The following is a 22244-nucleotide window of genomic DNA, read 5'->3' on the forward strand; positions in this document are numbered from 1 at the left end:
GCTACCGGCTTCGTTCCGTTTATCGCCGGAGGCACGTCATGAGACCCACGTGGGATCCAATCGGTGACGCTGTCGCCAACGCAGTCAAGGATGCTTGGTCCCAGCTTGCGGGAAAGCTCTACGAGGGTGTTGTGGCTGCTTTGCAGTGGCTTTCGACGTGGTGGCTGAATATCCCGGCTCCGCAGTTGATGACTGACGGCGGGGATTCTCCGGCGCAGAAGGTGATGCTGTACACGCGTGCCCTGGTCGGTGTTGTGGGGTTCATCAGCACGGTGTTCGTGGTGGTGCAGTATGCGATGCGCAAGGGCAACCACAAAGGCGAGGAGCTGGGCTGGGCCATTGGCCGGGTGGTGGTGTTCTCGGGGCTGACGCTCTCGGTCGTTATGGGGCTGCTCGCGTTCGGCGACCAGTCCGCGCCGTGGTTCGTGAAGACGATCGGCGGGGAGACGGACTTCACCAAGGCGATGACTGGCCTTTCGGGGAACCAGAAGGACGTCATGGCCATCCTGGACAACTCGGGCCTGACGCTGATCCTGATCATTGTGTTCCTGCTGGCCCTCATCGGGTCGTTGGCGAACCTGTTCTTCATGCTGTTCACATACGCGATGCTGCCGATTGTGGCCGGGATGATCCCGGTCCTCGCGGCGGGGTCGGTGACGGAGCGTGGCGCGGCCGCGTTCTACAAGGTGATCGGGTGGACGTTGGCGACGTGCCTGTTCAAGCCGGTTGCCGGGATCATCTACGGCGGCGGAATCGCGATGGTGAGGCTTCTGACGTCTTCGGAGGGCTCGAAGCTGGGCAGTGACCAGATCGCGTTGCAGACCATCTCCGGCTTCATGGTGATCGGCGCCGCGGGGCTCGTCCTTCCGGCCTTGGTGCGCCTGATCGTGCCGACGATGGCCGCGGCTTCCCGCGGCGTGGGGGCCGGCGGGCTGGTGATGGCGGGCGCGACGCTCGCGGCCGGTGCGGTCATGGGCGGGGCCTCGCTGATGGCGAAGCTCGGCGGGTCCCGCGCCCAGGCCCTCGCCGCGGGCGGCCGGATGGGTGCTCCGATGATGGGCGGCGGCCCTGGGAACCTCGGCGGGCCGTCTCCTGATCCAGTGAACCGGGGCCTGGTGAATCCGGCCCGTCACGGCTACTCGAACACGCCGCCGCCACGGCCACAGCCGCAGGGGCAGCACCCGGCGCCTCCGCAGGCACCGCCTGTGAAGCCCAGCGAGCTGGGCGGGCCCCTGAGCGGGTCGCGGCCCGTTGGGCAGGGGCCGGGGCGGCCTGTTGCTCCCCGTCCCGCCGCGCCTCGGCCGGGCACGGGGGCCGGGCGACGGCGGATGGGGTCGGCCGGTGACCATCTGACGCAGCAGTTGCACAGAGTTGAAGACGCAGTCGAAGGGGGAGAGTCGTAATGAGCCGACCAGCATATGGGAACATCACCACACCGCGCGCCGCGGGCTTCCTCGGCCTCGGGATGGCCGCCGCTGCGGTGGCTTTCGGTTCGGTCGCGGTCGCCGCCGTCCTGCTGATGGTCGGCTGGCTGATCCCGGCCGGCGCTGTCCTGGTCGTCGGGATCTGGGCGGTGGTGTGGATGGCCAGGGGGAAGCGACAGGGCCGTTCGTCGCTCGAGCAGCGGATGAACGCGCGCAGGTTCCGGAAGGCGCAGCGCAAGGGCACGGTGAAGTACGTCTCGGGTCCGGCGTCGAGGATTCCCGACGGAGCTTCCCGTGCCCCGGGCCTGCTTGCCGGGACCATCCCGTACCAGGGGACGGATGCGTTCGGCCAGGAGTTCGGGATGCTTTGGAATCCCCGTGACCGCACGGCGACGGTGTTCTTCTCCTGCGCGGGGCAGGGACGTGGGCTGTCGGACCAGTCGAGCATCGACCTGCTGGTGGACGGCTGGGCGGGGTTCCTTGCCCAGGCGGGCCTTGTTGCGGATCTGGTGCAGATCGCGGTCACGACGCAGTCGACTCGGGACCCGGGCGAGCGGCTGCCCGCGGCCGTCGCGGGGGCCCGCGCGAATCACGGCACCGCGGACCCTGCCTCGCTGGGGGAGGCAGGGACGTTCGTGCGCGGCACGGTCGATGAGATCGTGCAGACCATCAACTGGAACATGCCGAGGATCTCGCAGCATGTGGCGTTGACGTTCTCGGGGACGGAGATCGCCAGCGAGGGGACGGTGGCGCGGCAGGCGGAGGACATGCTGGCCGATCTGGCCATCCAGATGCCCGCTCTCGCCGAGCTGCTCACGGGTGCAGGCGCGCTCACGGTCTCGCGGATGAAGATCGCTGACATCGTCGACTATGCGTTCGTGGCCTACAACCCGGACCGGGCGCTTGCGGTTGAGCGGGCCAGGCTGAACGGCGGGACGAACCTGTCGTGGTTCGAGGTCGGCCCGGCGGCGGCCGAGGCCGGTCTGGAGCACTGGGAGCATTCGGGGTACGTGTCCCGGACGATGACGGTGTGGAAGCCTCCGGCGGGGTTCTTCATGGACGATTCCCTCACGGCGCTGCTGCTTCCGGACGGCGTCTCGGAGCAGAAGCGCGTGACGATGCTGTACCGGGTGCTGGGCCCCGAGGAGTCGATCGCCGCCCTTGAGGCGGACAAGACGAACCGGCTGTTCGAGATCAACCAGGGCGGCAAGGCCGCGACGGCGGCCGCGGGCCGGGATCTCGGCAGCGCCGTCGACGGGGCCGACGAGCAGGCCCACGGCGCGGCCGTGGTCCGATTCTCGTTCGTGATGACGAGCACCGTCCCGAAGGGCCCGGATCAGAAGATCCGCCTCGACAAGGCCGGCGCGGCGCTGCGCCGGGCGTGCAGCACCGGGGTGCAGATGAGCATCCGCCCCTCGGACGGGGCCCACGACTCGGGGCACGCCATCGGGCTGGGCCTGGGCGTCATGCCCGCAACTCACGCCACCGTCAGCGCGGCCATGCGCAAGTCCCTCTGAGCGAGACAGGAGCACCTGATGGGTTGGATTGACGACACTGCCGATTGGACGATGCGCAAGTGGTACCGGCTTCTGCGCAAAGAGATGCCCGCGGTCGTCGCGGCCTATGAGTCCCTGCCCGGCCTGACCACCCGGGGCTTCGTGGCCCCGGGCGGCGGCGCCCACCTCCATGTGGATGCCCCTATCCAGTTCCAGGGCATGTCCACGCAGGTAGCCGGGCTGTGGCCGTTCAGCAACGGCACCTCCTCGCCGCTGATCGGGGCCCCGCTGGGTCGGGACCAGACCACGGGCCAGCCGTTGCTCGGCGACCCGCTGAGCCTGTTCCTATACGGGATCATGAGCGCGCCGAGCGCGTTCATCCTGGCCCTCAACGGCCGCGGGAAGTCTTCGCTGGTGGTGCGGATCTGCCTGGGCATCATGGACCTCGGCTTCATCCCCCTGTTCCTCGGGGATCTCAAGCCGGACTACGTCGGCCTGGTGAAGGCTGTCGGCGGGCAGCATATCCGTCTGGGCCTGGGCGGCGTCGGCTGCGTCAACGCGCTCGACGCAGGCCCGATCGCCAAGTGGCTTCACCGGCTCTCGCCCCAGACCCGCACCGAGGTCGAGGGGCAGATCCACGGCCGCCGGGTGAACACCGTGGCCGGGCTCATCGAGATGATGCTCCGCCGCCGCCTCAGCGAGGAGCAGTCCGAGCACATGGTCCTCTCCACGGCCATCCGGGTGGCCGCCGAAGAGGCCGCCCAGGAGGGCCGGCAGCCGGAGCTGGCGGACGTCCGCCGGGTGATCGTGGCCCGGCACCCACGCATCCGGGAGGCGATCCTGGACATGAGCGAGGACGAGTACGACGCCGAGGTGAAGTCCTTGGTCAAGGGCATCACGGCGCTGGGCCCGGAAGGCGTGTTCGGAGGCATGTTCTGGGGGCAGACCACGGTGGAGATGGATATGCACGCTCCGGTCGTGTTCGACGTCTCCAGCATCGACGAGGGCGAGGCCGACCTGCGGGCGGCGGCGCAGCTGGTGATCTGGTCCTACGGGCAGGCCGGAGCCCTTGCGGCCCAGACTTTGGCCAACGAGCCCGATATGGAAGACCCGGAACCGGACGCGGCCAAGAAGCGCCGTCTGGGGCCCGAGGTGCACCACCTGATGGTCATGGACGAGCTGTGGCAGATCCTCCAGGCGTGGGAGGGGTCGGTGTACCGGATCAACACGATCACCAAGGTCAACCGGCAGAAGGGCCTGGGGCAGATCATGATCACGCACTCGATGAAGGATCTTGAGCTGTCCACGAGCGAGCGGACCAAGATGGCGTTCGGCTTCGTGGAGCGGTCCTCGATGGTGTTCCTGGGCGGCCTGGCCGAGAACGAGCAGGAAGACCTGCGGCGCATCCGGCGCTTCTCAGACCGCGAGATCGCGCAGCTGGTCGAGTGGTCGGCCGAGGGCACGGTGAACCCGGCGACGGGCGAGATGAACCCGCCTCCGGGCCGTGGGCGCTTCCTGCTGAAGACCTCCGACGCCCCGGGCATTCCGTTCCGGATCGAGCTGACGTCGCAGGAGAAGGAGATCCACGACACCAACGCCGCCTGGGCCAACGCGATCGCCGCGGCCCGCGGGGAAGGGGCGGCGGCATGAGCTCCGCGACGATCAGGGGCGCGCGGCCGGGCAGCTGGTCCGGCACGTGGATGCCCGTTGTGCTGGTCGTGGCGGCCGCGGCCGCCGTCGACGTCTCCGCCTGGGTAGGGGAGTGGCTGACTCCCACGGGCACGGACTGGGGTTTCAACCCCTTGTCCGTGCTGCTGCTCTGGGCCACGGGGACGCGGATTCCGCCTGCGTCCGTGGCCATGCTGGCAGTGTTCGCGGCGGCCTTGCTGTGGGCTCTGGTGAAGGTCTTCAAGGGCCGCGGCAGAGTCTCCCCGGCCAAGAAGATCCGGGCGAAGGCCGAGCTTCTGGCCTCGGCCGAGGAAGTCGCCGCGGTGACGTTCCCGATCCGTGCGGCCGAGGCGCGCAGGATGCACCCGGACAACCCGGACGTGTTCCCGGGGCTGCACATCGGGCGGTGGGTGCTGGGTAGCTCCGAATGGCTGCTCCAGGGCCTGCGTCAATGCGCGTTGTTCGTGATGGGGCCGGGCCGGGGGAAGACGACGGGCCTGCTGGTGCGGGCCGCCCGGTACACGGCCGGGGCGTACGGCATGGCCGGGAACAAGGTCGACGGGGTCCGAGAAGTGCTCGCGGCCCGGGCGATCTGGCACCCCGGCGGGCAGGTCTGGATGATGGACATGCAGCAGGTGTTCCGCAAGAGCGGGAAGCCGTCGTTCACGTTCAACCCGCTGCTGGGCATCAAGGATTCCGAGCAGGCCACGAACCTGGCCGCCGTGCTGGAGGCCGCGACCCTCGGCGGCGGGGACAAGAACGGCGACGCCCAGTTCGATGAGCAGGGGCGTTCGTTCCTTGCCGCCTGCATCCTGGCCCAGGCCCTTCAGGCCGGGACCATGGAGGGGGTGCACGAGTGGGTCGCCAACGCCGACTTTCTCTCCCCGCGCCGGGTGCTCCTCGAGGCACCGTCCCGGAACCCGGAAGAGGGCATGGACTTCCGCCGGCAGGCAGACCAGCTGTTCGGCATGTCCCGGCAGCCCGCCGACACGAAGGGAAGCGTGGCCGCCTCCGCGCAGCGTATGGCCTCCTCGCTGATCCACGACCACCTGCTGGCGTGGATCCGCCCCACCGCCGGGGTCCCGGAGTTCGACCCGGCGAAGTACCTGACCTCGCATGACACGCTCATTGCCCTGTCGAAGGGCTCCTCGAAGGTCGTCACGGGCCTGATGACCGCGTTCTGGGAGTCGATCTTCGCCATGGGCGAGCGGCTGGCCGAGGCGAACGGGGGCCGGCTGAAGACTCCGGCGACGTTCGACCTGGACGAGTTCGGCAACACGGTGATCCTACCGAAGATGCCGGACTGGTTTACCTACTTCGGCTCGATGGGGATGAACGTGCGCGTGTTCATCCAGTCCGAGGCCTTCGGGAAGAAGGTCCTGGGCGAGGCCGGGTGGGACACCCTGCGCGATGCCGCTGGCATCTGGGTGTTCGGCGGCGGGGTCCGGGACGAGGCCTATCTGACGAGCCTGTCCAAGCTGCTCGGCAAGCACGACGAGTACGTGGCCTCCTACACCTCGAACGAGCGTGGCCCGGCGTCGCGGAACATCAGTACTCGGCGCGAGGAGATCTTCGGCGCCGATGAGCTGTTCAGCCTGCCGATGTGGCACGCGATCGTGCACGACGCCTCCAGCGGCGTCAAGACGGTGGTGCGGATCGTGCCCTGGTTCCAGGACGACGAGCTGCGCGGCCCGATCCAGGCCGCCCTCGACGCAGGGAAGGAGCGCAAGTGAGCCAGGAGCCGGAGGTCACCGAGGACGGGTTCACGGTGGACGGGAACGGCGAGGTCCTCGCCGACCCCGTCGACGTGCCCGACGTCGCGGACGGTGCTGGCGAGGGAAGCGGCATTGACTTCCTCCTCGCGGCTCGGGAGTCGGCCGGGTTCCTCTCCGAGGCCCTGGGCCGGAGGCTCTCCACGGCGTCCTTCCGGCAGCTCGTGATCGACGGCGACGCCCCGGCGGCGGCCGATACGTCGGGAGGGACCGCGAAGTGGTCCATGACCGAGCTGCGGTCCTGGGCCGATGCGGTCCTGGAGGCCGAGGCCAGAGCGGCGGAGGCGATTGACCCTGTCGAGGAGGCCGAGAAGTCCCGCAGCGCCTTCGTGCGCTGGGTTCAGGGCAGGCTGGCCCGCCTGGAGTCGGTGAACGAGGGCGACAACTCGTGGTGCCCGGTGTGGTGGGACCACCCCGAGGCCGTGGACCGGCTGCACGCCCTCTGGCTGGCGTACATGGCGGCCGAGGCCGAGGGCGAGCTGTCCGGCTGGTGGGTCAACCACTGGGACCGGCACTATGCCTTCCTCTTCGGCCACGAAGGCGTGTTCAAGCAGTGCCCCGGCGGCCGCCACATCAAAGCCCAGGAACGGGGCTGGCTCGCCCATGAGCCGGTCCCCGAGAAGTGGCTTCCCTACCCCGAGCGTGCCCAGAAGAAGGAGTCGTGATGCAGTTCCTCGTTGTCCTGGCCCACGTGGCCGTCGCCGCGCTCATCGTCTGGTGGACCAGGCGCTCGTGGGCGAGCAAGCCAACACTGGCGCAGCGCCTGGAGCAGGCCGGATTCAAAGCGGGAGTCGGGCTGATCCTCGACTTCCTCGTGGCTGGGAACGTCGCCAACATCGGCGGCGTTCCCGTTCCCCACGACGTCTACGACGTGGTGATGGCCGGCGTGTACGTATTCCTGTTCGCCGCGGCCGCGCTGTACCTCGCGACGTTCGTAGCCGGGATCATCGGCGGCATCCGTGCCCGCGAGGCCATGAGGCTGAGCGGGCATCCAGTCCCGCCCCGGCTCCGCGCCCCGTGGAAGATCGCGCTGGGGACCGCTGCGGCGGCCTTCTTCCTCTTCCTGGGCGCGATGTTCGTCGCTCAAATGTGGCTATACACGGCCCGGCAGGCCTTCCCGCTCGATCCCAGGCTTGGGGACGGGAGGCTGCCTCAGGAATGGATCATCGGCGGCGGCATTGGGTTCTGGGCGGCCGTCGCGTTGGCCTGGGCCGTCCAGCACGTGCGGATCTGGAAAGCCGAGCGCGAGTACGCGCAGCTCACCACCGGCATTGAGCACCGGCTGGAAGAGCAGCGCCGGAGCCTGCTGGCCGATGCCGAAGGCGAGGCGTGAGCGCCATGGCCAAGGACACGAGCCGAGCGTGGCGCAGGCGGGAGCCGCGGATGCCTTGGAGCGCCGAGGACGAGGAGACCGTCATGCGGGAAGACCTCAGTGCGGAGCAGGCGGCCGAGCTTCTCGGACGCACCCTGTCGGCTGTCATCGGTCGACGGCAGCTCCTGAGCTACACCCGGCGGCCCGTCCTGCCGCTGCGGTAGCCCCCACAAAGGCTGACAGGTGACACTGTCGGAGAACGATGCCCGGCACCGTGTTGGTGCTGGGCATCGGTGTTTTGAACTCACAAGTCGCCCTACCTCCGCCGGTGAGGCTTGGGAAGGAATGCGATCGCGAGGCTGGTTCCCGCCGTCACGGCGGCCCCCCAACCTACTGTCCAGCCGATCAAGAGTGACGCGGTCGCGATCAGCGCAAGCGTCAGAAAAGGGCTAGTGCCCCGCCAATGCTTGGGTCGCGGGCCCTTTGGATCTATATTCAAGGCATCTCCTCGTTAGCGTTCAGCACGTTGTACGGAGATCAGCTAGGCCTCCTCTGCTGGAACAGAGGGGGCCTTCTCCGTACCTACAACTGAACTGCGGCGCAAGAAGACGGGTTGAGAATCGTGCAACACTTATCAGGATCGGCGTGTCGTGAGTAGGGGGCTCGGCCGTGTCCAGCGATCGATCATCGCTTCGCTGCGGGATGCCGAGGAACTTGGCCGCCCGGAACTCTGGTGGTCGTTAGCAGCGCTCGGACTTGGGCTGGGCTCCGAGCCCACAGTCGAATCATCTAGCCATCGGCGTGCGGCGCACAGGCTGGCAGAAGCAGGGTTGGTTGAGCTCAAGTACGAGTTCTGCCAGGCGATCGACCACGGCAGAGAAAATCTGGATCGAGGCTATCGGGTCGCGCTGTTGCTTAGGCTCGCACTGAACAAGGAGCAGAAGCGCGACGAACGGCGCCTGATGGAACAGTTCTGGGCCCGCAAAGCGGAACATCGCGATGTCTTGCTGCAAATCAGGGAAAAGAACCCGCGAGTCTACTCAAAGGAAGCCTGGCTGAGGAACCCGGAAACGGCAGACTCGGCCAAGCGGTTGCTTGAACTGGAACATTGGCTTCAGTGGTATGAGGCTCCGGTAGCGAGCGGGGCGACTCTTGCAACGGATCCATACCTAATGGACGAATCGAGGGGCAAGCCCTCTACAGAAACACATGAGAACTTCAGAATCTGGGTAGAGCAGACCGGAACATTGTTGGAGCGCCTTAGAACGATCGAAGGCTGAAACGCGGCTACACGACCGATCAGGACGAACTGTCGATCGCCAAGACCACAAATGGCTACGCTCGCCAGGACCACCGGGCCGATACCGGCCTCTCCGACGCCCGGCCAAACCTTGGCGTCGGATATTTCACGAACTCACAAGCCCCCAAAGGCTCAGCGAAGCCCGAAGGCGGCGTTTGGGTCGGCGCGAACCGGCCGCAGCGCTTCCCTCGGCACCCAGCGCTCGATCACGGCCGGGTCGGGGTCGCCCTCGACGTCGACGACGTACAGAATGCGTGCGTGCCATTGGTAGCTGTGGCGTCGCCAGGAGACGATCAGGGCCTGCCGCGGCTGGGTTCCGGGCTCGTCGTTCTCGAGGAACCATGCGTGCCGCGTCTTGTGCGGGCGCGGGTACAGCCGGTCGCGCCGCGGGGTGGACATACACCAAAGATAGAACAGGTGTTCACACCTGTTGATATCTAGTGGATAGGTATTCCCATCGTCCTCAAAGTGCTGGCACTGCCAGCCCGTGGGCCTTGCCACAGCTTGTCGGTACCCCGATGGATGATGAGCCCATGGCTGACTACACCTACCGCAATCTCACGAGCGCGATCGCCGACAAGGCCTCGCCCCTGCGCCTGTACCTGGACCAAAGATTCCCCAACGCACGAGCGCTTCAGAAGGACTACCGGTCCAGAGCGGGCGAGCTGAGGGTTCCTGGTGGCACCGCGAACGGCGGGACGCTGGGAGCCGCGTTTGATTTCCGGATGCGGTTCCTGATTGACGCCTCTTACGTTCCGGAGGTCGCCGTTCACGCGTTCACGGCTCGCCCTGATTACGAGCGCGCGGTTCGTGGCGTGATCAAGCACGCGCAGAAGGCGGCGAAAGGCAGCAACGCGACCGAGCTGGACCGGGCGTGCTGGGCGCTGGCCCTGTGTACGGAGGCCTACCGCGCCGGCGTAGGCGTCGTGTGGTCTCTGGTGCAGCTCATCGAGGCCGGCGACTTCACAGTGAAGCGTCTTCTCCTCCTTGCCCCGGATGACGCGCTCCGGCAGCTCGTCGACCTGGATGCGCTCGCGCGGGAGCACCTGATCCCTCAGCTCGAAGCGCCGTTCTATCTCGGCCCCACTTTCGACGGGTCGATGTTGTGCCCGGCCGACGCCGACGTCATCAGCGGCGGACTGCTCCTCGACTTCAAGGCCGGGCTGAAGGGGGGCGCGCTCACCAAGGAGGAGCTGTACCAGCTCCTCGGGTACACGTTCTTCGACCGCTCCGACCGATATGGCATCAACCGGATCGGCATCTACGCGGCCCGGTTCGGGGCACTCATCACATGGGACCTAGCTTCGACTCTGGAGCTTCTGGCCGGTGAGCCGGTCGACGTCGCCGAAGAGCGCGAGACGGTCTGGGGGCTGCTCGGAGGCACGGGCGCTCTCAAGGCGAGATTCGTCCAGGTCTTCGGCGTGGACGACGGGCGGTTCGACGATCATTCCGCCCGCGGCGAGGACGACGACTCCGGATATGGGCCGGACAGCTACTTCGCACGGGCAATGGACAAGGACGACTGACGCGGACGGGACAAGCACATAGCAGGCGGCTCAGTTCCAGCCAAGGAGCTCGTCGGCCCAGTCGGCTCCCGTCGATCTGGTGGCCGCGTACACGACGGCTGCGGGCGTCTCGTCGTCTCCGTGGTGGATGACCTCGAACTCGACGGCCAGCGCCGCGAGGCGGCGCAGGGGAAGCTCGGCGAGGACGGATTCGAGGATCGCTTCGCGACGGTCGATCGTCACTCCGATGACTCCCTCGGGGTGCCCGTCGCGGTGCTCGGTCGCAGCGAGGTAGGTCGCCCCGGAGACGAGCATCAGGCGCGCCTCGGCGTGGTTCACGCCAGCGGCGAGTGCGTGGTCGAACTGGGCGGGCGTTGCGTAGCGGGCCTCCGCCGTCGCGTCGACGACGGAGGCGAGCGTGTACTCCATGGCCGGGTTAGATCTGTCCTGGTCTGTGGGGAGGCCGGGGGCGGCCGCGTGGAGGCTGGTAGATGAAGCCGGTGTAGTCAGGGTCGGGGTGCTCTCGGTCAAACTCCTCCAGTGCCCGCGTCGTCGGGCATGGCGCTGGCAGGCCGCACCCGCACATGGAATCGGTCTCGGAGTCGGTGTGTACGTCGAGGACCGCGATCATCCTCCGCTCGACCCACTCGCGCCGCTTGTGCGATCGGTAGGAGGCCCGCTGGGACATCTTGTGGTCTTCGAGCGCGGTCTCTTTGTCCTTGGCGAACTGGCGGGCCTTGTCCATGGCTGACCGGGCTAGTGCGAGGGCGCGGGCCGCGTGGCCCTCCAGCGCTGCAATCCGCTCGGCGGCGCTGCCGTCGAGCTTGTGGCCCTCACAGGGCTGACAGCGTTTCGGGACAACGTACGCGGTCCGCGGGCCCTTGAAGGCGAATTCCATTCGGCAGCACGTGCAGGTCGCGCTTAGGTCGACCACGTCCTTGCCCGACATTCCCACACCGAAGGGATTGTTCACGATGCCCACCTTCGACGTCCCCTCTCGACAGATGACAGAAGGCTACTTCGCCGGACCGACAGTCACCGGTCATCGTTGCGCCCAACTCGCGCGGCCGGAGGGTCAGAGGTTGCGGCCGCGGTCGCGGTTGCGCTCGTCGGTACGGCCGCCGTCGTTCCCGCCGGGAGTGTCCTTGCCACGGGGCTTCCGCTCGGCGCGGCGCAGGGCCTCCTGCTGCTCGCGGAGCCTGTTGATCGCGGCCAGGGAGTCCTTGGCACGCTGGGTGGCGGTGACACTGGTGGCGTCCTGCCCGTTGGCGGCGCGGTCCTTGTCCGAGGTCCGCTGTGCCTGGGCCTTGGGGGCGTGGGTCGCGGCCGCGCGCTCGACGGCCTTCTGGGCGGCCATGGTGGTCTCTTCTGTGCGTGCCGGTGCCGAGTTGGTGCCGCGGGCGAGACTGACGGTGCGGGTGTGGAGCTCCGCCCCGGTGATGTAGTCCCGGAACCGCTCGGGGATCGGGGCTGTCTCGGCCGTGGGGATCTTGTAGTGGTCTCGGAACGCGGCGACCTCGGCGGCGGTCTCGCGCCAGCGCTGGGCCCGCTCTGGGTCGGCGGGGACGGGCCCGAGGCCGGCGGCCCAGGCGGGGGGCTCGGCGGCGATGAGGTGCCCGGTCTCCTCGAACCGGGCCGCGAGGACGGCGCGGCGCTCGTTCAGCTCGTTCCGCCAGTTCGCCGGGGTGAACTCATCCGTCGCGGCCCGGTGCGGAGCGGCCCATTCGGGGAGCCTGTCCGGTGCGGTCTGGGCGGCCTTGGCCGGGTCGGGCACGAGCTGGCGGCGGCGCAGCTCGTCGCGGATGGCCGCGGCGATCTCGTGGGACTGCTGGTGGCGCTCGAGGTGTCCGGCCCCTGCGGCCTTGCGGTTGGCGTGGCCGCGTTCGGCCAGCTCCGCGACGTCCTGGGCCGGGTCGAGGCCCTTGCGGTGCCGCAGCTCGTTCTGGAGCGCGCGGATCTCCCACGAGAGCTTGCGGGCGTCCTTGGCCGGGGCCTCGACTCCGAGGCGCTCGCGCTGTTCCTTGGTGAGCAGGGTCGCGTCCGTGCGGGCAAGCAGTCGGTTGGCCCTGATGCGGGACTCGATGGCCGCTTCGGTCAGGTGCCCGAAGGGGCGGTTCGTCCAGTGCTCCTTGGGCCATGGTCCGTGCTGGGCGGCGACGGCGGACTGCCGGTGCGCGAGTGCCTTGGCTTCGCGGTCCTCGGCAACCTTGAGCGCCTTGTAGAGGCTCTCCTCGCTCTGCGTGGCCAGGGATGCGTGCTTGGGCGTGGCGTTCTCCGGGGCCTTGGCGAGGAGTCCCTCGATGCGCCAGGCGAGCACGGCCGCGGCGTCCTCGGAGCCCTCGAAGGAACGCATGTTCACGGCCTCGACCAGCAGGGCACGGGGGTCGAAGCCGTCGGCCTCCGCGACGGCGAGGTGTGTGGACACGGCACCCCAGGCGTCGGAGGCGGTGAACATCGTGGCCATCGGCCCGAGCGCCTGATGGGCCATGCCCTTGAAGCGCAGCTCGTCCGCGAGCCCGCTCACGTGCCGGTACTCGGCCGCGAGCTGTTCGGTCGAGTCGATGCGCGCGTGCTCGTCGGCCATGACCTGGTGGACGCTGCGCTCGATGCCCTCGTTCGCTGCGATCCGGCCCAGTACCTCGTCGAGGGTCTGGCCCTCCTCCAGCTGCACGTACAGCTGGTTGGTGACCTCGCCGCGGGTCATCGCCACGTACACGAGGTTCCGTGCCGTGGAAGCCGAGACAATGGGGATGCCTGCGGTGACGGTCATGCCCTGGGCCCGGTGGGTGGTGTAGGCGTAGCCGAGGTGGACGTGCTGCTCGATGTAGTCCCCGGGGAGGGTGGTGCGCTTCCCGTCGCCCTGGTGGCGGACGGTCAGTGTGCCGTCCCGGTTGACCTTCTCCACCCTCCACAGGTCGCCGTTGTGGACGCGGACGCGGTCGGACTTCGTCTCGATCCATTCGTTCCGGCGCGTGACGATGGTGTCCCCGGCCCAGGCCTTGGACCCGTCCCGGAGGGTCCGCCCGTCACGGGAGGTGTCGATCTCCCCGAGGATCTCCAGGGCCGCCTGGGCGCGCTCTGAGAGCCGCTGGGCCTGTTCGTTGGTGGCGGCCATGACCACGGCTGGGGTGCCCTTCTGGTGGGCTTCCTGCCATCGCCGGAACGCCAGGGCTTCCACCATCGCGCCGTCGCCGGCCTGAACCCTGCCGTGCTCCCTGTACCAGGCGAAGGGGTCCGTCTCGCCCTCGACGCGGCGGCGGAGGGCGAGGGATGCCTGGGCCTCTTCGGGGTCTTCGAAGCGGTGGATCGTGTCCAGCTCGACGGCGCCGAGTTCGGCGGCGAGCATCCCGAATGCGCCGCCCGCGGCGACGGCGCCGATCTGTGCATCGTCGCCGAGGAGGGCGATGCGGGCCCCTGCGGTCTCGGCTCGCTCGACGACCTCAGCGAGCAGCTTGGTCCCGCACATGCCGGCCTCGTCGAGGATGACCAGGTCACCGGGTGCGACGGCCCCGGAGCCGATGGCGAAAGCGTCGGCGGTCATGCCGCGGATGCCGAGCTTGTCGCCAAGGAGGGTCGCGGCGACGGCCTGCGGGGCGAGGGCGATGACGTTGCCGCCGGAGCGCTGGACGACGTCGCGGACTACTTCCATGGCGGTGGACTTGCCGGTTCCGGCCGGGCCCTTGCCGACGCTGAGGAGCTTGTCCGAGACGGTGAACTCGAATGCCATGCCCATCTGCGCGGGACTGAGCGGGAAGGCTTCCCCCGCCGCGACGCGGGCGTTCCGCTCGTCGACGACGGCGTGGAACGTCTCTGGGGAGGCCACCGGGATGACGTCCCGCTGCCCTGCCCGCAGGAGGTAGTTCTCCGCCCGGATCAGGCCTTCCGAGGCGTACAGGATGGAGCCCTTGTGCTCGAACACGTTGGACCCGTCGGCACGGGTGAGCGGTTCGAAGGCGGCGTGGACGCGTTCCGGTGTGACGCGTTGGGCTTCGTGGGTGAGGGCGTGCCTGATGATCTCCCGGACGGTCTCGGACGCGACGCTGCCGTTCTCGAGCGAGTATTCCTTCGCCCACCGCTGGGCGGCTGCTTCGAGGTGGTTCTGCCCCCACACGGCACGGTCGGCTTCGACCACGGCGACGAGTTCGCGGGCGACAGTGGCGACGTCGACCTGCGCGGCCTGGCGTGCCTCGTGGGCTCCGATGACGCGCTCGGGAAGGCGTCCGAGGGTGCGTTCACCGACGACCGATGCGGCGCGGGAGCGCCACTCGGTGACCAGCTCCTCAAGGCTCCGCCCGCTCTTCTTCGCCGCGCGGGTCTCCAGGGTGGCCTGCTGGGCGAGCTTGAGCATCGCCTCTTTGCCGGGGGCGTGGCCGAACTTCGCCGCGTACTCGTCGGCGAGCCGGTCAAGCTCCTCGCGGATGGTCGCACGGCGCGTGGAGAACTCCTCCACCAGCTCCGCGGGGATGCCCTTGACCTCCATGACCGGCTGCTTCCCCGGGCCCATTCCTCGGGCTTCGAACTGTACGCCGCGGGCGGCAAGGTGTGCCTGGATTCGGGCGTTGTAGTGCTCGGACGCGGACACGCTCATCTTGTGCAGGAGGCGCGAGTCGATGGTCTTCCACTTGCCGTCTGCGGTCTGGACCTTGTTGGAGATCACGAGGTGATCGTGCAGGTTCGGGTCGCCTTCGCGGGAGTCGTAGTGGCGGAAGACCTGCGCAACGATGCCCCCGGGGACGTCTTCCTGGGCCACGCCGTTGGCACCGGTCCGGGTCCGGACGGCATGCTCCTGGAGCCAAGCCACAGTGTCCTTCACGGCCTCGTGCTGGGCACGCTCGACGAGACGGCGGGCTTCGTCTCCGCCGACTGCCCACAGGACGCTGACGCTCTTCACGGGGGTCATGGTCATGTCGAAACCGGCGACAGCCGACTGCTGCGAACGCAGCTGGCCGGTGATGAACTTGGCCAGCTCCTCATTGTCGTCAGGGCCCCGCCCGTGGCGTTCGCGGAAGAGCTTCGCGCCCTCCTTGCGGTGGATCTTCCGCTTCTCGGCGTCGCGCGGATCGCGCTGGTTCAGCCGCTTGAAGTCCTCCTCTGCGGTCTTGATGCGGGCCGCCAGCTCACCGGTCTTAGCCTCGTACTCGTAGTACTTCCGGCCCAGCAGAGTCTCCGCCTCGGCCTGCTTCGCGGTCTTGCCCTCGGCGAGGGCATCGGCCCTGATCCGCTCGGCGTCGGGGTGGATTCCCATCCCCATCAGGTTGGCCATCTGCTCCTTGGAGACGTTCCCTGACACGCCCAGCGCGGTGCATCCGTCGCCGATCCATTGCCCCGGGGGAAGGCCCCTGGCGTGGTAGTAGTCGCCCAGCTCGTAGCCGTCCGCGCGCAGCTCGTCGCCACTGACCATCTCCGAGGTGTAGTACTCGTAGCCAGTGCCCGCCGAGATGACTTTCAGGGACATCACGCCCCAAGCATAGCGCGGGAGACAGCCTCACTTATTCAGAATGCCAGAGGTGTGAGCCAGATTGGGGGTTGAATCCAGTCTGGAAGCAGCGAAGGAGCTTGCGGGGGAGCTGGTGGAAGACGCTTTGGATTCGACACGCGGTCTGGCTCCATCGATTCTTCGATGCGATTGTGCACATGAGAGCCGCAGGCTCGACTGTGTTCAATCGCCAGCCGCGCTGTCCACAGGTGGGCAAATCAGCGAGACCAAAGGATGAATCTCGCGTGTCCACGTGTGGTCAGGGTGGCGGCCCGCGCCGCGGGCGCAAAGAGGGTCCGAGCGCCAGCGAGGTCCGCGCGCTAGAGGGCGCCACCGCGACGCCGTCGCGGTATGGTGGACGTGAATGACAGGCGCGGCCCGCCTCGTGTGGCCGCTAGGTTCTCGAGGGGATGGATCTGATGGCCAAGGCTCACAATTCGAAGCTCGTGGAAGCTCGCCGGAAGGCGCGCGAGCTGGCGACCGCGCAGCAGGAGCGGCACGAGAAACTGATCGGGCTCGCAGAGTCGTACTTCGTCGCGAACGGCGAAGCTGAGGGATTCTTCGCCGACGCAACGGAAGCGGCAGAGAAGCTCATGGAGGACGCCATGGCGAAGGGGCGGGCACTCGTTGCCGAAGCCAAGGCGAAGGCGGCCGGCAAGGAGAAGGACGCCCGGCAATTCATCGCCCAGATGGTCGCCACTGGGGCATCGGTCGCCGACGTCGCCTCACGCTTGGACGTGAAGGTCGCCGTGGTGCGCGCCGCCGTGAAGGAGGCCGCCGAGGCGGCGCACTCCGAGCACCAGGAGGCCGGGTCGACGGCAGAGGCCGGCGGGAACGCTGACGACACCGAGGGGCACGACGGAGAGCAGCACGACGGCCACGCCGCGTGATCGCCATGAGTGATGCCGAGGCCCTCGACGAGGCCCCCGACTCCGTCCGCTTCTGGTCGAAAGTCGTGAAGGGCCCGCGGCCTTCCGACTGCTGGATCTGGACAGGCGCGATCGGTGACGACGGCTACGGCCGGTACTGGCAGCGTGTACCCGGCGGGCAGCGCATGTGGCGCGCCCACCGCTTCGCCGTCACCCTCGTCTTCGGCGGCGGCGAACTCTCTGAGCATGAGACGGTCCGCCATCAGAGCTGCGACGTGCCGCTGTGCGTCCACGCCGCGCTCGGCGCAGACTCGCATCTGATTCTCGGCTCGGTGGCAGAGAACAACCTCGATCGTTCGCGCGCTGGTCGGCACGCGAACATGCACAGCCTGCGGCGCTCGGGAGGACGTCGGCGCGACCAGGTCACGGCTTCGCGCGAGCTCCGCGACCACCTCCTGACACACGGGTGGGACGCCGCCTTCCCGACGCTGCTCGCCGGCTACTCGATTGATCAGGAACAGCTCTTCTAACAGCGAGCGACTGCTGCTCCAACGATCAATCGGCCGACCCCTGGGTCCGGGCCGTTTTGTGAAGTGGCTCGCCTGTGAATTCCTTGGGCACGTCGGAGACGTCGATCTCCTCCGAGGTCGGTTCCGGGAGGTCTTGGGGCACGAGGGCCGCGTCATCCGGGTGGTGGAAGATCCATTCCCGGGCGTTGTTCAGGGTCGCCCAGTTGAACGTGCGGGCGGCTCGGCTCGAAGGCGGTTGGGTGATGTCGAACCGCCCTGTTGCGACATCACCAGCGGTTACTTCTCCGAACATGGGTTCGGGGTTCGCCAGCATGAGGCCGATGCTCCGTGTGAGAGGCACCGAGATTCCCCAGGCTGTCGCAAGTCCGATTCCTAGGGGCGGCAGGGCTGGGTCAGTGCCTTCTCGAATCGCACGTGGGAGAAGGCTGATCGGCGTGTCGCATGTAAGGAGCGATCGGCGTTGGAACCGGAAGAGGGCCCACGGGCGGCCCGCGAAGTACGGGACGAACTTCGGCAGCAGGTCAAGCAAGTGCTGGATGTGAGCTGCCGGTGAGATGTCGATCGTGGGGCCGCCGGCCCTTGTGGCTTCCTCCCAGATGCGTGCGGCTTCCTCCTCGGATATGGTCTTGCCGCCTCGGCGCTGGGCCCAGGCAGCGACCCCGTCTTTTCCCCCGAATCCGATCTCCATCCGGGTCATGACGGACATCATCTGCTCCATCTTCCGGCGCCGGTCGGGGCCTCTGAGGAACTGGAGGGTGAGGAAGACCACGAGCGTATCGCGGTCATCAGTTGTCAGCGGCCACACGCCCTTGTCGGCGATCTTGCGGATGACCTTCGATGCGTCGGCCTCCATCGCGGAGAGCTGTCTCTCGAATGCGTCCGGCCCGTCGTCGTGCCCGGGTGTTGCATAGAAGTCCTTCTGCGTCGACGCGTCGCCGATCGGCTGGACGAATCGGTGCTTGCCCGTCAATCGGACCGTGCCGATCCGCCCCGCGTCGTTGGCGAATCCCTTCAGGTAGAACTTCGGCACGGTGTGGTGCTTGCGTGAGACTTGCGGCAACTACTCCTCCTCTTGTTCAGTTAGCTTCCGATTCGTGTCTTCGTGAGAGCGCGGTTGACGCCGGATGCACCGACGCCGAGGACGCCGGCGATGTGGGCGATGCTCTTGCCCTCGGTGCGCATGCGCCGGACCCTCGGCTAGCCGCGGGGTCGCTTCGCTCATGCCGGTCCTCCGGTGCTCATGGTGAGGCGGTCTCTTTGGGTGCAGCATAGGGCTCAGTAGAACCAGAACCAGGTGCGGCGGTCCTCGTCCCGGATGGGATTCAGGGAGGCGAGGTAGTAGATCGCGTCGCTCCTATGGCCGGCGACGATGAAGTACCCGGGGCTGACGGGCCCGGAGGTGTAGGCGGCAGGGTGCTCGATGACGGCCCAGGGCTCGCCGTGCTCGGCGGCCTCGGCGGCTGTGTCGAAGCAGTAGTCGGTGTCCGCCTCGATAGGGTCGGGGACGGCTGTGTACTCCTCGACCCACCAGCGAGGACTCGTTTCGGCCATCGGGCCCGTCTCGTTCAGCATTGATCCCCTTCCCTTCTCCTGCGGTCTGCGTCCCAGGGGACCGGGAATTCCGACGGTCTGTCGCGAATCGTGAACCCAAGGGGACACGCGAGGAGGAGGGGCGTCTGATGCCCCCCCCTCCTTTCGCCTGCGGGTTAGAACGGCGGTTCGCTCTGGGCCCCGCCGTTGCCCCAGCTTCCTGCGGGCTCGTGCTGCTGTGTGCCCCAGGGGTCGTCCTGGCGGGACTGTGCGGGCCGTCCTCCTTGGGCCTGGCCGTCGCCGCGCTGGGCGCGATTCACGCGAGCCGTCGAGTACCGGAGGCTGGGGCCGATCTCGTCGCACTGGATCTCGATCACGGTGCGCTTCTCGCCTTCCTTCGTCTCGAAGCTGCGGGAGACGAGCCGGCCGGTGACAATGACGCGCATTCCCTTGGTGAGGGATTCGGCGACGTTCTCTGCGGACTCGCGCCAGACCTGGCCGCGGAGGAACATGGTCTCGCCGTCCTTCCACTCGTCGGCGGCCCGGTCGAAGGTGCGCGGGGTGGAGGCGACGGTGAAGGACGCGACGGCGGCGCCGCTGGGGGTGAAGCGGAGCTCGGGATCGTTGGTGAGGTTGCCGATCACGGTGATGGGGGTCTCGTACATTGGAGTGCTCGCTTCCGTTTCGGTTTCGGTGTGGCTTTCGTTGGCGGTGTGGTGGTCGAGCTCTGCGGCGAGGGCGTCGATCGCGGTGCGGTAGGCGGCCTCGACGTCGGGGGAGGTGTGCGACCAGTGCCGGGCGGCGCGCAGCTGCTCGGCGGCGTGCTCGAGCGCGTGCACCTGCGGGTGGCCGGTGTAGCCGGCCGGGTCAGGTTCGGGGATGGGTGCGGCGTGGCCGGCGAGCCAAGCGGCGTCCTGGTCTTCGGTGTAGGCGGTCATGGCCGGCCCCCCTAGGCGGTCCGGCTGAGCGCAGCGGCGACGGCCTCAATGCGGTCCGGGTTAAAGCCTGCCCAGTGGTTGTCGTCGTCTACTACGATCACCGGCGCCATTGAATATCCCAGGTCCTCGGTGATGTACTCGAGCGCGGCCGGGGTGGTGGTGACGTCGACCTCGGTGTACGCGAGGCCCTTTTTGTCGAGGGCCTTCTTCGTCATGTTGCACTGCACGCATGCGGGCTTCGAGTAGACGGTGATCCGGGTCTCGGCGGTGGTGTTCATCGGGCTCATCTCGTTTCGTGTAGGTTTTAGTTTCGTGCGTCCCCGCTTATGGCTCTATTCTATTTGACCGTGGTGCGAATTGGAAGCATTTATCGTGAATTAGTGGTCCTTTTTCCGGGAGTTTATGCGCGCTCCTTGGTGGGCCCGTCAGCTCGCGGGCGAATGCCCACACCCGCCCCCGGTCCGCGGAATAGAGCCGCTTTGGAACCCGCCCCCTGCACCCTTGGCGAGGATCGAGGCCCGGCCCTGTCGCTGCATCCCACTGCCTCGTTTTAAGCCCATGAATCCGGCGACCACGCGGAATGGTAGGATTCGCGCCGAATTTGAAATTCCCCGACGGGCCCGCATGGCAGACAATTGGGTTTCGAGGTCCGCACTTGCTTTTGTCCGGGATTTCCGGGCCGGGCTCTTTATTGTACGTTTATGGCTGGCCGTCTGGGGTTTTCCAGATGGGCCTGCGGAAGGATCGGAGCTGCTGTCGTTTTCCGCGGGCTGCGACGAGGGTGCGCCCGGGGGTGTTCGGCCTCCGCCAGGATGGTGGCCCCGGAGACGAGCATTGTGCGTGCGCGTCGCTGGCTCCGCTGGCGAGGGCGTGGTCGAACTGGGCCGGTGTGCAATACCTGGCCGCGGCGACGAGGGCGGCGCGCGAGTGCGGCATGGGAGTCATGCTCGCTTGCCGGCTTCGGTCGCGGCTGACGGGCCGGTGCCGCAGGCAGGCGCTTAAAAGAGTGCGGAGGCCGTGTTCACCACAAACACGGCCTCCGCGGGGTTTTCCCGTCACCAAGGGAAATCTGTATGGAGTTGGTGTGGCCGGCGCGGAGCGCTTGGGGGAAGCACTGCACGCGCCGCCCACTGGTGCCCAGTCTATGAGGGGGGCCCGACGTTTCCGCAAGCAGGAACGGGATCTGGGCGTGGGCGGCCCGGACCGGGCCGCGGGCGGGCGTTCGCGGGGCGAACGGGCCGCCCACGTCGGCGGCCGCGGGCGGGCGTGTGGGCTATTCGGTGCCGTCGTGGAGCGTGGTGACGACGTCGTGCGTGCCGGTCAGGCACTCAGCGGTGCCGTCGGATAGGAGGGCGTGGACGCCGCTGGAGGTGAGGCTGTACAGCGGCCCGGGCACGCCGAGGACTCGCCGTGAGAGCCGGTCGGCGATGCGGGCGGTCTCAAGGCTGGCCGAGCGCGGGCTGGCCTCGACGAGGCACACGACGCCGGCGAGGGCGGCGATCAGGCGGTTCCTCGCGATCAGCCGGGATCGGGTGGGCGCAAGCCCGGGGGCGAGCTCGGAGAGGATCAGCCCAGTTTCGCGGAGCTGGGCGACAAGGTCAGCGTTCCCGGACGGGTAGGTCCGGTCTATGCCGGTTGCAGCGACGCCGACGGCTGGCAGTCCGGTGCTGCCGGTGTGCAGCGCGGTGGCGAGGGCGTGGCCCTCGATGCCGTAGGCGAGGCCGGAGCACACGGTGTAGCCGTTCTTGCGCAGCGCGTTCGCGACGTCCGCGCCCACCGTGAGGCCGTAGGCGGTGGCGTCCCTGCTGCCGATGACGGCCCCGGTCATGGCGGGCTCGCGCAGCGCTTCGATGTCCCCGGAGTACCAGAGGCCGATCGGGGCGGCGGTGCCTAGTTCGGCGAAGCCTTCGGGCCAACCCAGATCCTCCGGGATGATGAACCCTCCGCCGTACTCGGCCGCGCGGGCCAGCAGGGCCTCCGGCTCCGGCAAGGGCCGCCAGCCGCCCCAGCGAACGACCGCGCGCTCGTAGCCGATGGGGGCCGGGAGCTCCCGACGGATGACGCGCAGCGCGTCCACGGGGCCGACCTCGCGGATCAGGGCGACGGCTTCGCCGTCGAGGGGCTCGACGGTCTGGGTCAGTGCGGCGCGTGCGGCGCGGATCTCGTCGTGCATCTTGTCTCCTTGGTGACGTGGTGGGCCGGGAAGCTGTGGTGACCAGCCGGGGTGTCTCCCCCGCCCCCGTTGTTTTTCCGGCTGGCGAACTTGTTCGCTTGCGCCCGCGGAGACGGCAGCAACCCGTAGGGCGGTGCCGGGGGAAAATCTGCGGAGGAAATAAGCGACGAAGGAGCGCCGCAGCAGAATTTCCCCCGGTGCCGGCCCCGACGGAGGAGGGGCTTGTGCCGGTGGAGCGGGTGCGTACAATC

Annotated in this window: 20 protein-coding genes; 11 read left to right on the forward strand and 9 right to left on the reverse strand. The window is 68.1% G+C overall.

All coding sequences use genetic code 11. The features are described from left to right. Positions 1–38 precede the first annotated feature (38 nt). The 8 genes from LK10_RS08255 (at position 39) to LK10_RS08290 (ending at position 8952) form a co-directional block, all read left to right on the forward strand. Entirely contained in the window at positions 39–1403 is a 1365-nt protein-coding gene (locus LK10_RS08255) for a hypothetical protein (RefSeq protein ID WP_043122277.1), read from the forward strand. Further along, positions 1403–2941 (forward strand): SCO6880 family protein, encoded by a 1539-nt coding sequence (locus LK10_RS08260; protein ID WP_043122279.1) that lies wholly within the window; start codon positions 1403–1405, stop codon positions 2939–2941. Before LK10_RS08255 ends, LK10_RS08260 begins: the two co-directional genes overlap by 1 nt. An 18-nt stretch (positions 2942–2959) precedes the next feature. Then, complete coding sequence (locus LK10_RS08265; protein WP_052207103.1) at positions 2960–4570, forward strand: P-loop NTPase family protein; 1611 nt, start codon at positions 2960–2962, stop codon at positions 4568–4570. Beyond that, positions 4567–6321: a type IV secretory system conjugative DNA transfer family protein gene (locus LK10_RS08270; RefSeq protein WP_043122283.1), complete on the forward strand. Its 1755-nt coding sequence runs from the start codon at positions 4567–4569 to the stop codon at positions 6319–6321. Before LK10_RS08265 ends, LK10_RS08270 begins: the two co-directional genes overlap by 4 nt. Beyond that, complete coding sequence (locus tag LK10_RS20805) at positions 6318–7025, forward strand: DUF4913 domain-containing protein (RefSeq protein ID WP_052207104.1); 708 nt, start codon at positions 6318–6320, stop codon at positions 7023–7025. Before LK10_RS08270 ends, LK10_RS20805 begins: the two co-directional genes overlap by 4 nt. Beyond that, positions 7025–7693: a hypothetical protein gene (locus LK10_RS08280; RefSeq protein WP_043122284.1), complete on the forward strand. Its 669-nt coding sequence runs from the start codon at positions 7025–7027 to the stop codon at positions 7691–7693. The genes LK10_RS20805 and LK10_RS08280 overlap by 1 nt, the downstream gene beginning before the upstream one ends. After that, positions 7690–7896: a hypothetical protein gene (locus LK10_RS08285; RefSeq protein WP_043122285.1), complete on the forward strand. Its 207-nt coding sequence runs from the start codon at positions 7690–7692 to the stop codon at positions 7894–7896. The genes LK10_RS08280 and LK10_RS08285 overlap by 4 nt, the downstream gene beginning before the upstream one ends. A gap of 606 nt (positions 7897–8502) precedes the next feature. Next, the gene (locus LK10_RS08290) at positions 8503–8952 is read left to right on the forward strand and encodes a hypothetical protein (protein ID WP_043122287.1); all 450 of its coding nucleotides are present in this window, start codon (positions 8503–8505) and stop codon (positions 8950–8952) included. Between the two features lie 152 nt (positions 8953–9104). Here the strand turns inward: LK10_RS08290 and LK10_RS08295 are convergent, their stop codons facing one another. Then, positions 9105–9371: a hypothetical protein gene (locus LK10_RS08295; protein ID WP_043122289.1), complete on the reverse strand. Its 267-nt coding sequence runs from the start codon at positions 9369–9371 to the stop codon at positions 9105–9107. A 134-nt stretch (positions 9372–9505) separates the two neighbouring features. On the opposite strand from LK10_RS08295, the gene LK10_RS08300 reads away from it, so the two are divergent. Continuing rightward, positions 9506–10498, forward strand: a complete 993-nt coding sequence (locus LK10_RS08300) for a hypothetical protein (RefSeq protein ID WP_043122291.1) — start codon at positions 9506–9508, stop codon at positions 10496–10498. Positions 10499–10528: 30 nt separating this feature from the next. Here the strand turns inward: LK10_RS08300 and LK10_RS08305 are convergent, their stop codons facing one another. From LK10_RS08305 to mobF, 3 genes are all read right to left on the reverse strand, one after another. Then, the gene (locus LK10_RS08305) at positions 10529–10906 is read right to left on the reverse strand and encodes a hypothetical protein (protein WP_043122294.1); all 378 of its coding nucleotides are present in this window, start codon (positions 10904–10906) and stop codon (positions 10529–10531) included. Between the two features lie 7 nt (positions 10907–10913). Continuing rightward, entirely contained in the window at positions 10914–11450 is a 537-nt protein-coding gene (locus tag LK10_RS08310; RefSeq protein ID WP_156144097.1) for a hypothetical protein, read from the reverse strand. 102 nt (positions 11451–11552) lie between these two features. Then, complete coding sequence (gene mobF, locus LK10_RS08315; protein ID WP_231567689.1) at positions 11553–15932, reverse strand: MobF family relaxase; 4380 nt, start codon at positions 15930–15932, stop codon at positions 11553–11555. A 440-nt stretch (positions 15933–16372) separates the two neighbouring features. Here mobF and LK10_RS08320 point away from each other — a divergent pair, with 440 nt between their 5' ends. Together LK10_RS08320 and LK10_RS08325 are read left to right on the forward strand one after the other, a co-directional pair. Continuing rightward, the gene (locus LK10_RS08320; RefSeq protein ID WP_043122299.1) at positions 16373–16843 is read left to right on the forward strand and encodes a hypothetical protein; all 471 of its coding nucleotides are present in this window, start codon (positions 16373–16375) and stop codon (positions 16841–16843) included. 5 nt (positions 16844–16848) lie between these two features. Beyond that, a complete protein-coding gene (locus LK10_RS08325; protein WP_081998386.1) occupies positions 16849–17352 on the forward strand; it encodes a hypothetical protein in 504 nt (167 codons plus the stop codon). A gap of 25 nt (positions 17353–17377) precedes the next feature. Here the strand turns inward: LK10_RS08325 and LK10_RS08330 are convergent, their stop codons facing one another. The 5 genes from LK10_RS08330 to LK10_RS08350 all read right to left on the reverse strand — a co-directional run bounded on the left by LK10_RS08330 (position 17378) and on the right by LK10_RS08350 (position 21993). Then, positions 17378–18412 (reverse strand): DUF4238 domain-containing protein, encoded by a 1035-nt coding sequence (locus LK10_RS08330; protein WP_052207107.1) that lies wholly within the window; start codon positions 18410–18412, stop codon positions 17378–17380. A gap of 215 nt (positions 18413–18627) precedes the next feature. Continuing rightward, the gene (locus LK10_RS08335; protein WP_043122302.1) at positions 18628–18924 is read right to left on the reverse strand and encodes a hypothetical protein; all 297 of its coding nucleotides are present in this window, start codon (positions 18922–18924) and stop codon (positions 18628–18630) included. Between the two features lie 134 nt (positions 18925–19058). Then, positions 19059–19820, reverse strand: coding sequence for a single-stranded DNA-binding protein (locus tag LK10_RS22585; protein WP_231567688.1), 762 nt, complete (start codon positions 19818–19820; stop codon positions 19059–19061). Positions 19821–19831: 11 nt separating this feature from the next. Then, complete coding sequence (nrdH, locus tag LK10_RS08345; RefSeq protein ID WP_269429496.1) at positions 19832–20107, reverse strand: glutaredoxin-like protein NrdH; 276 nt, start codon at positions 20105–20107, stop codon at positions 19832–19834. A gap of 986 nt (positions 20108–21093) precedes the next feature. Next, the gene (locus LK10_RS08350; RefSeq protein WP_043122304.1) at positions 21094–21993 is read right to left on the reverse strand and encodes a DNA processing protein DprA; all 900 of its coding nucleotides are present in this window, start codon (positions 21991–21993) and stop codon (positions 21094–21096) included. Positions 21994–22244: the final 251 nt, after the last annotated feature.

It is taken from the genome of Sinomonas humi (genome assembly GCF_000802235.1).
Taxonomy (GTDB): domain Bacteria; phylum Actinomycetota; class Actinomycetes; order Actinomycetales; family Micrococcaceae; genus Sinomonas; species Sinomonas humi.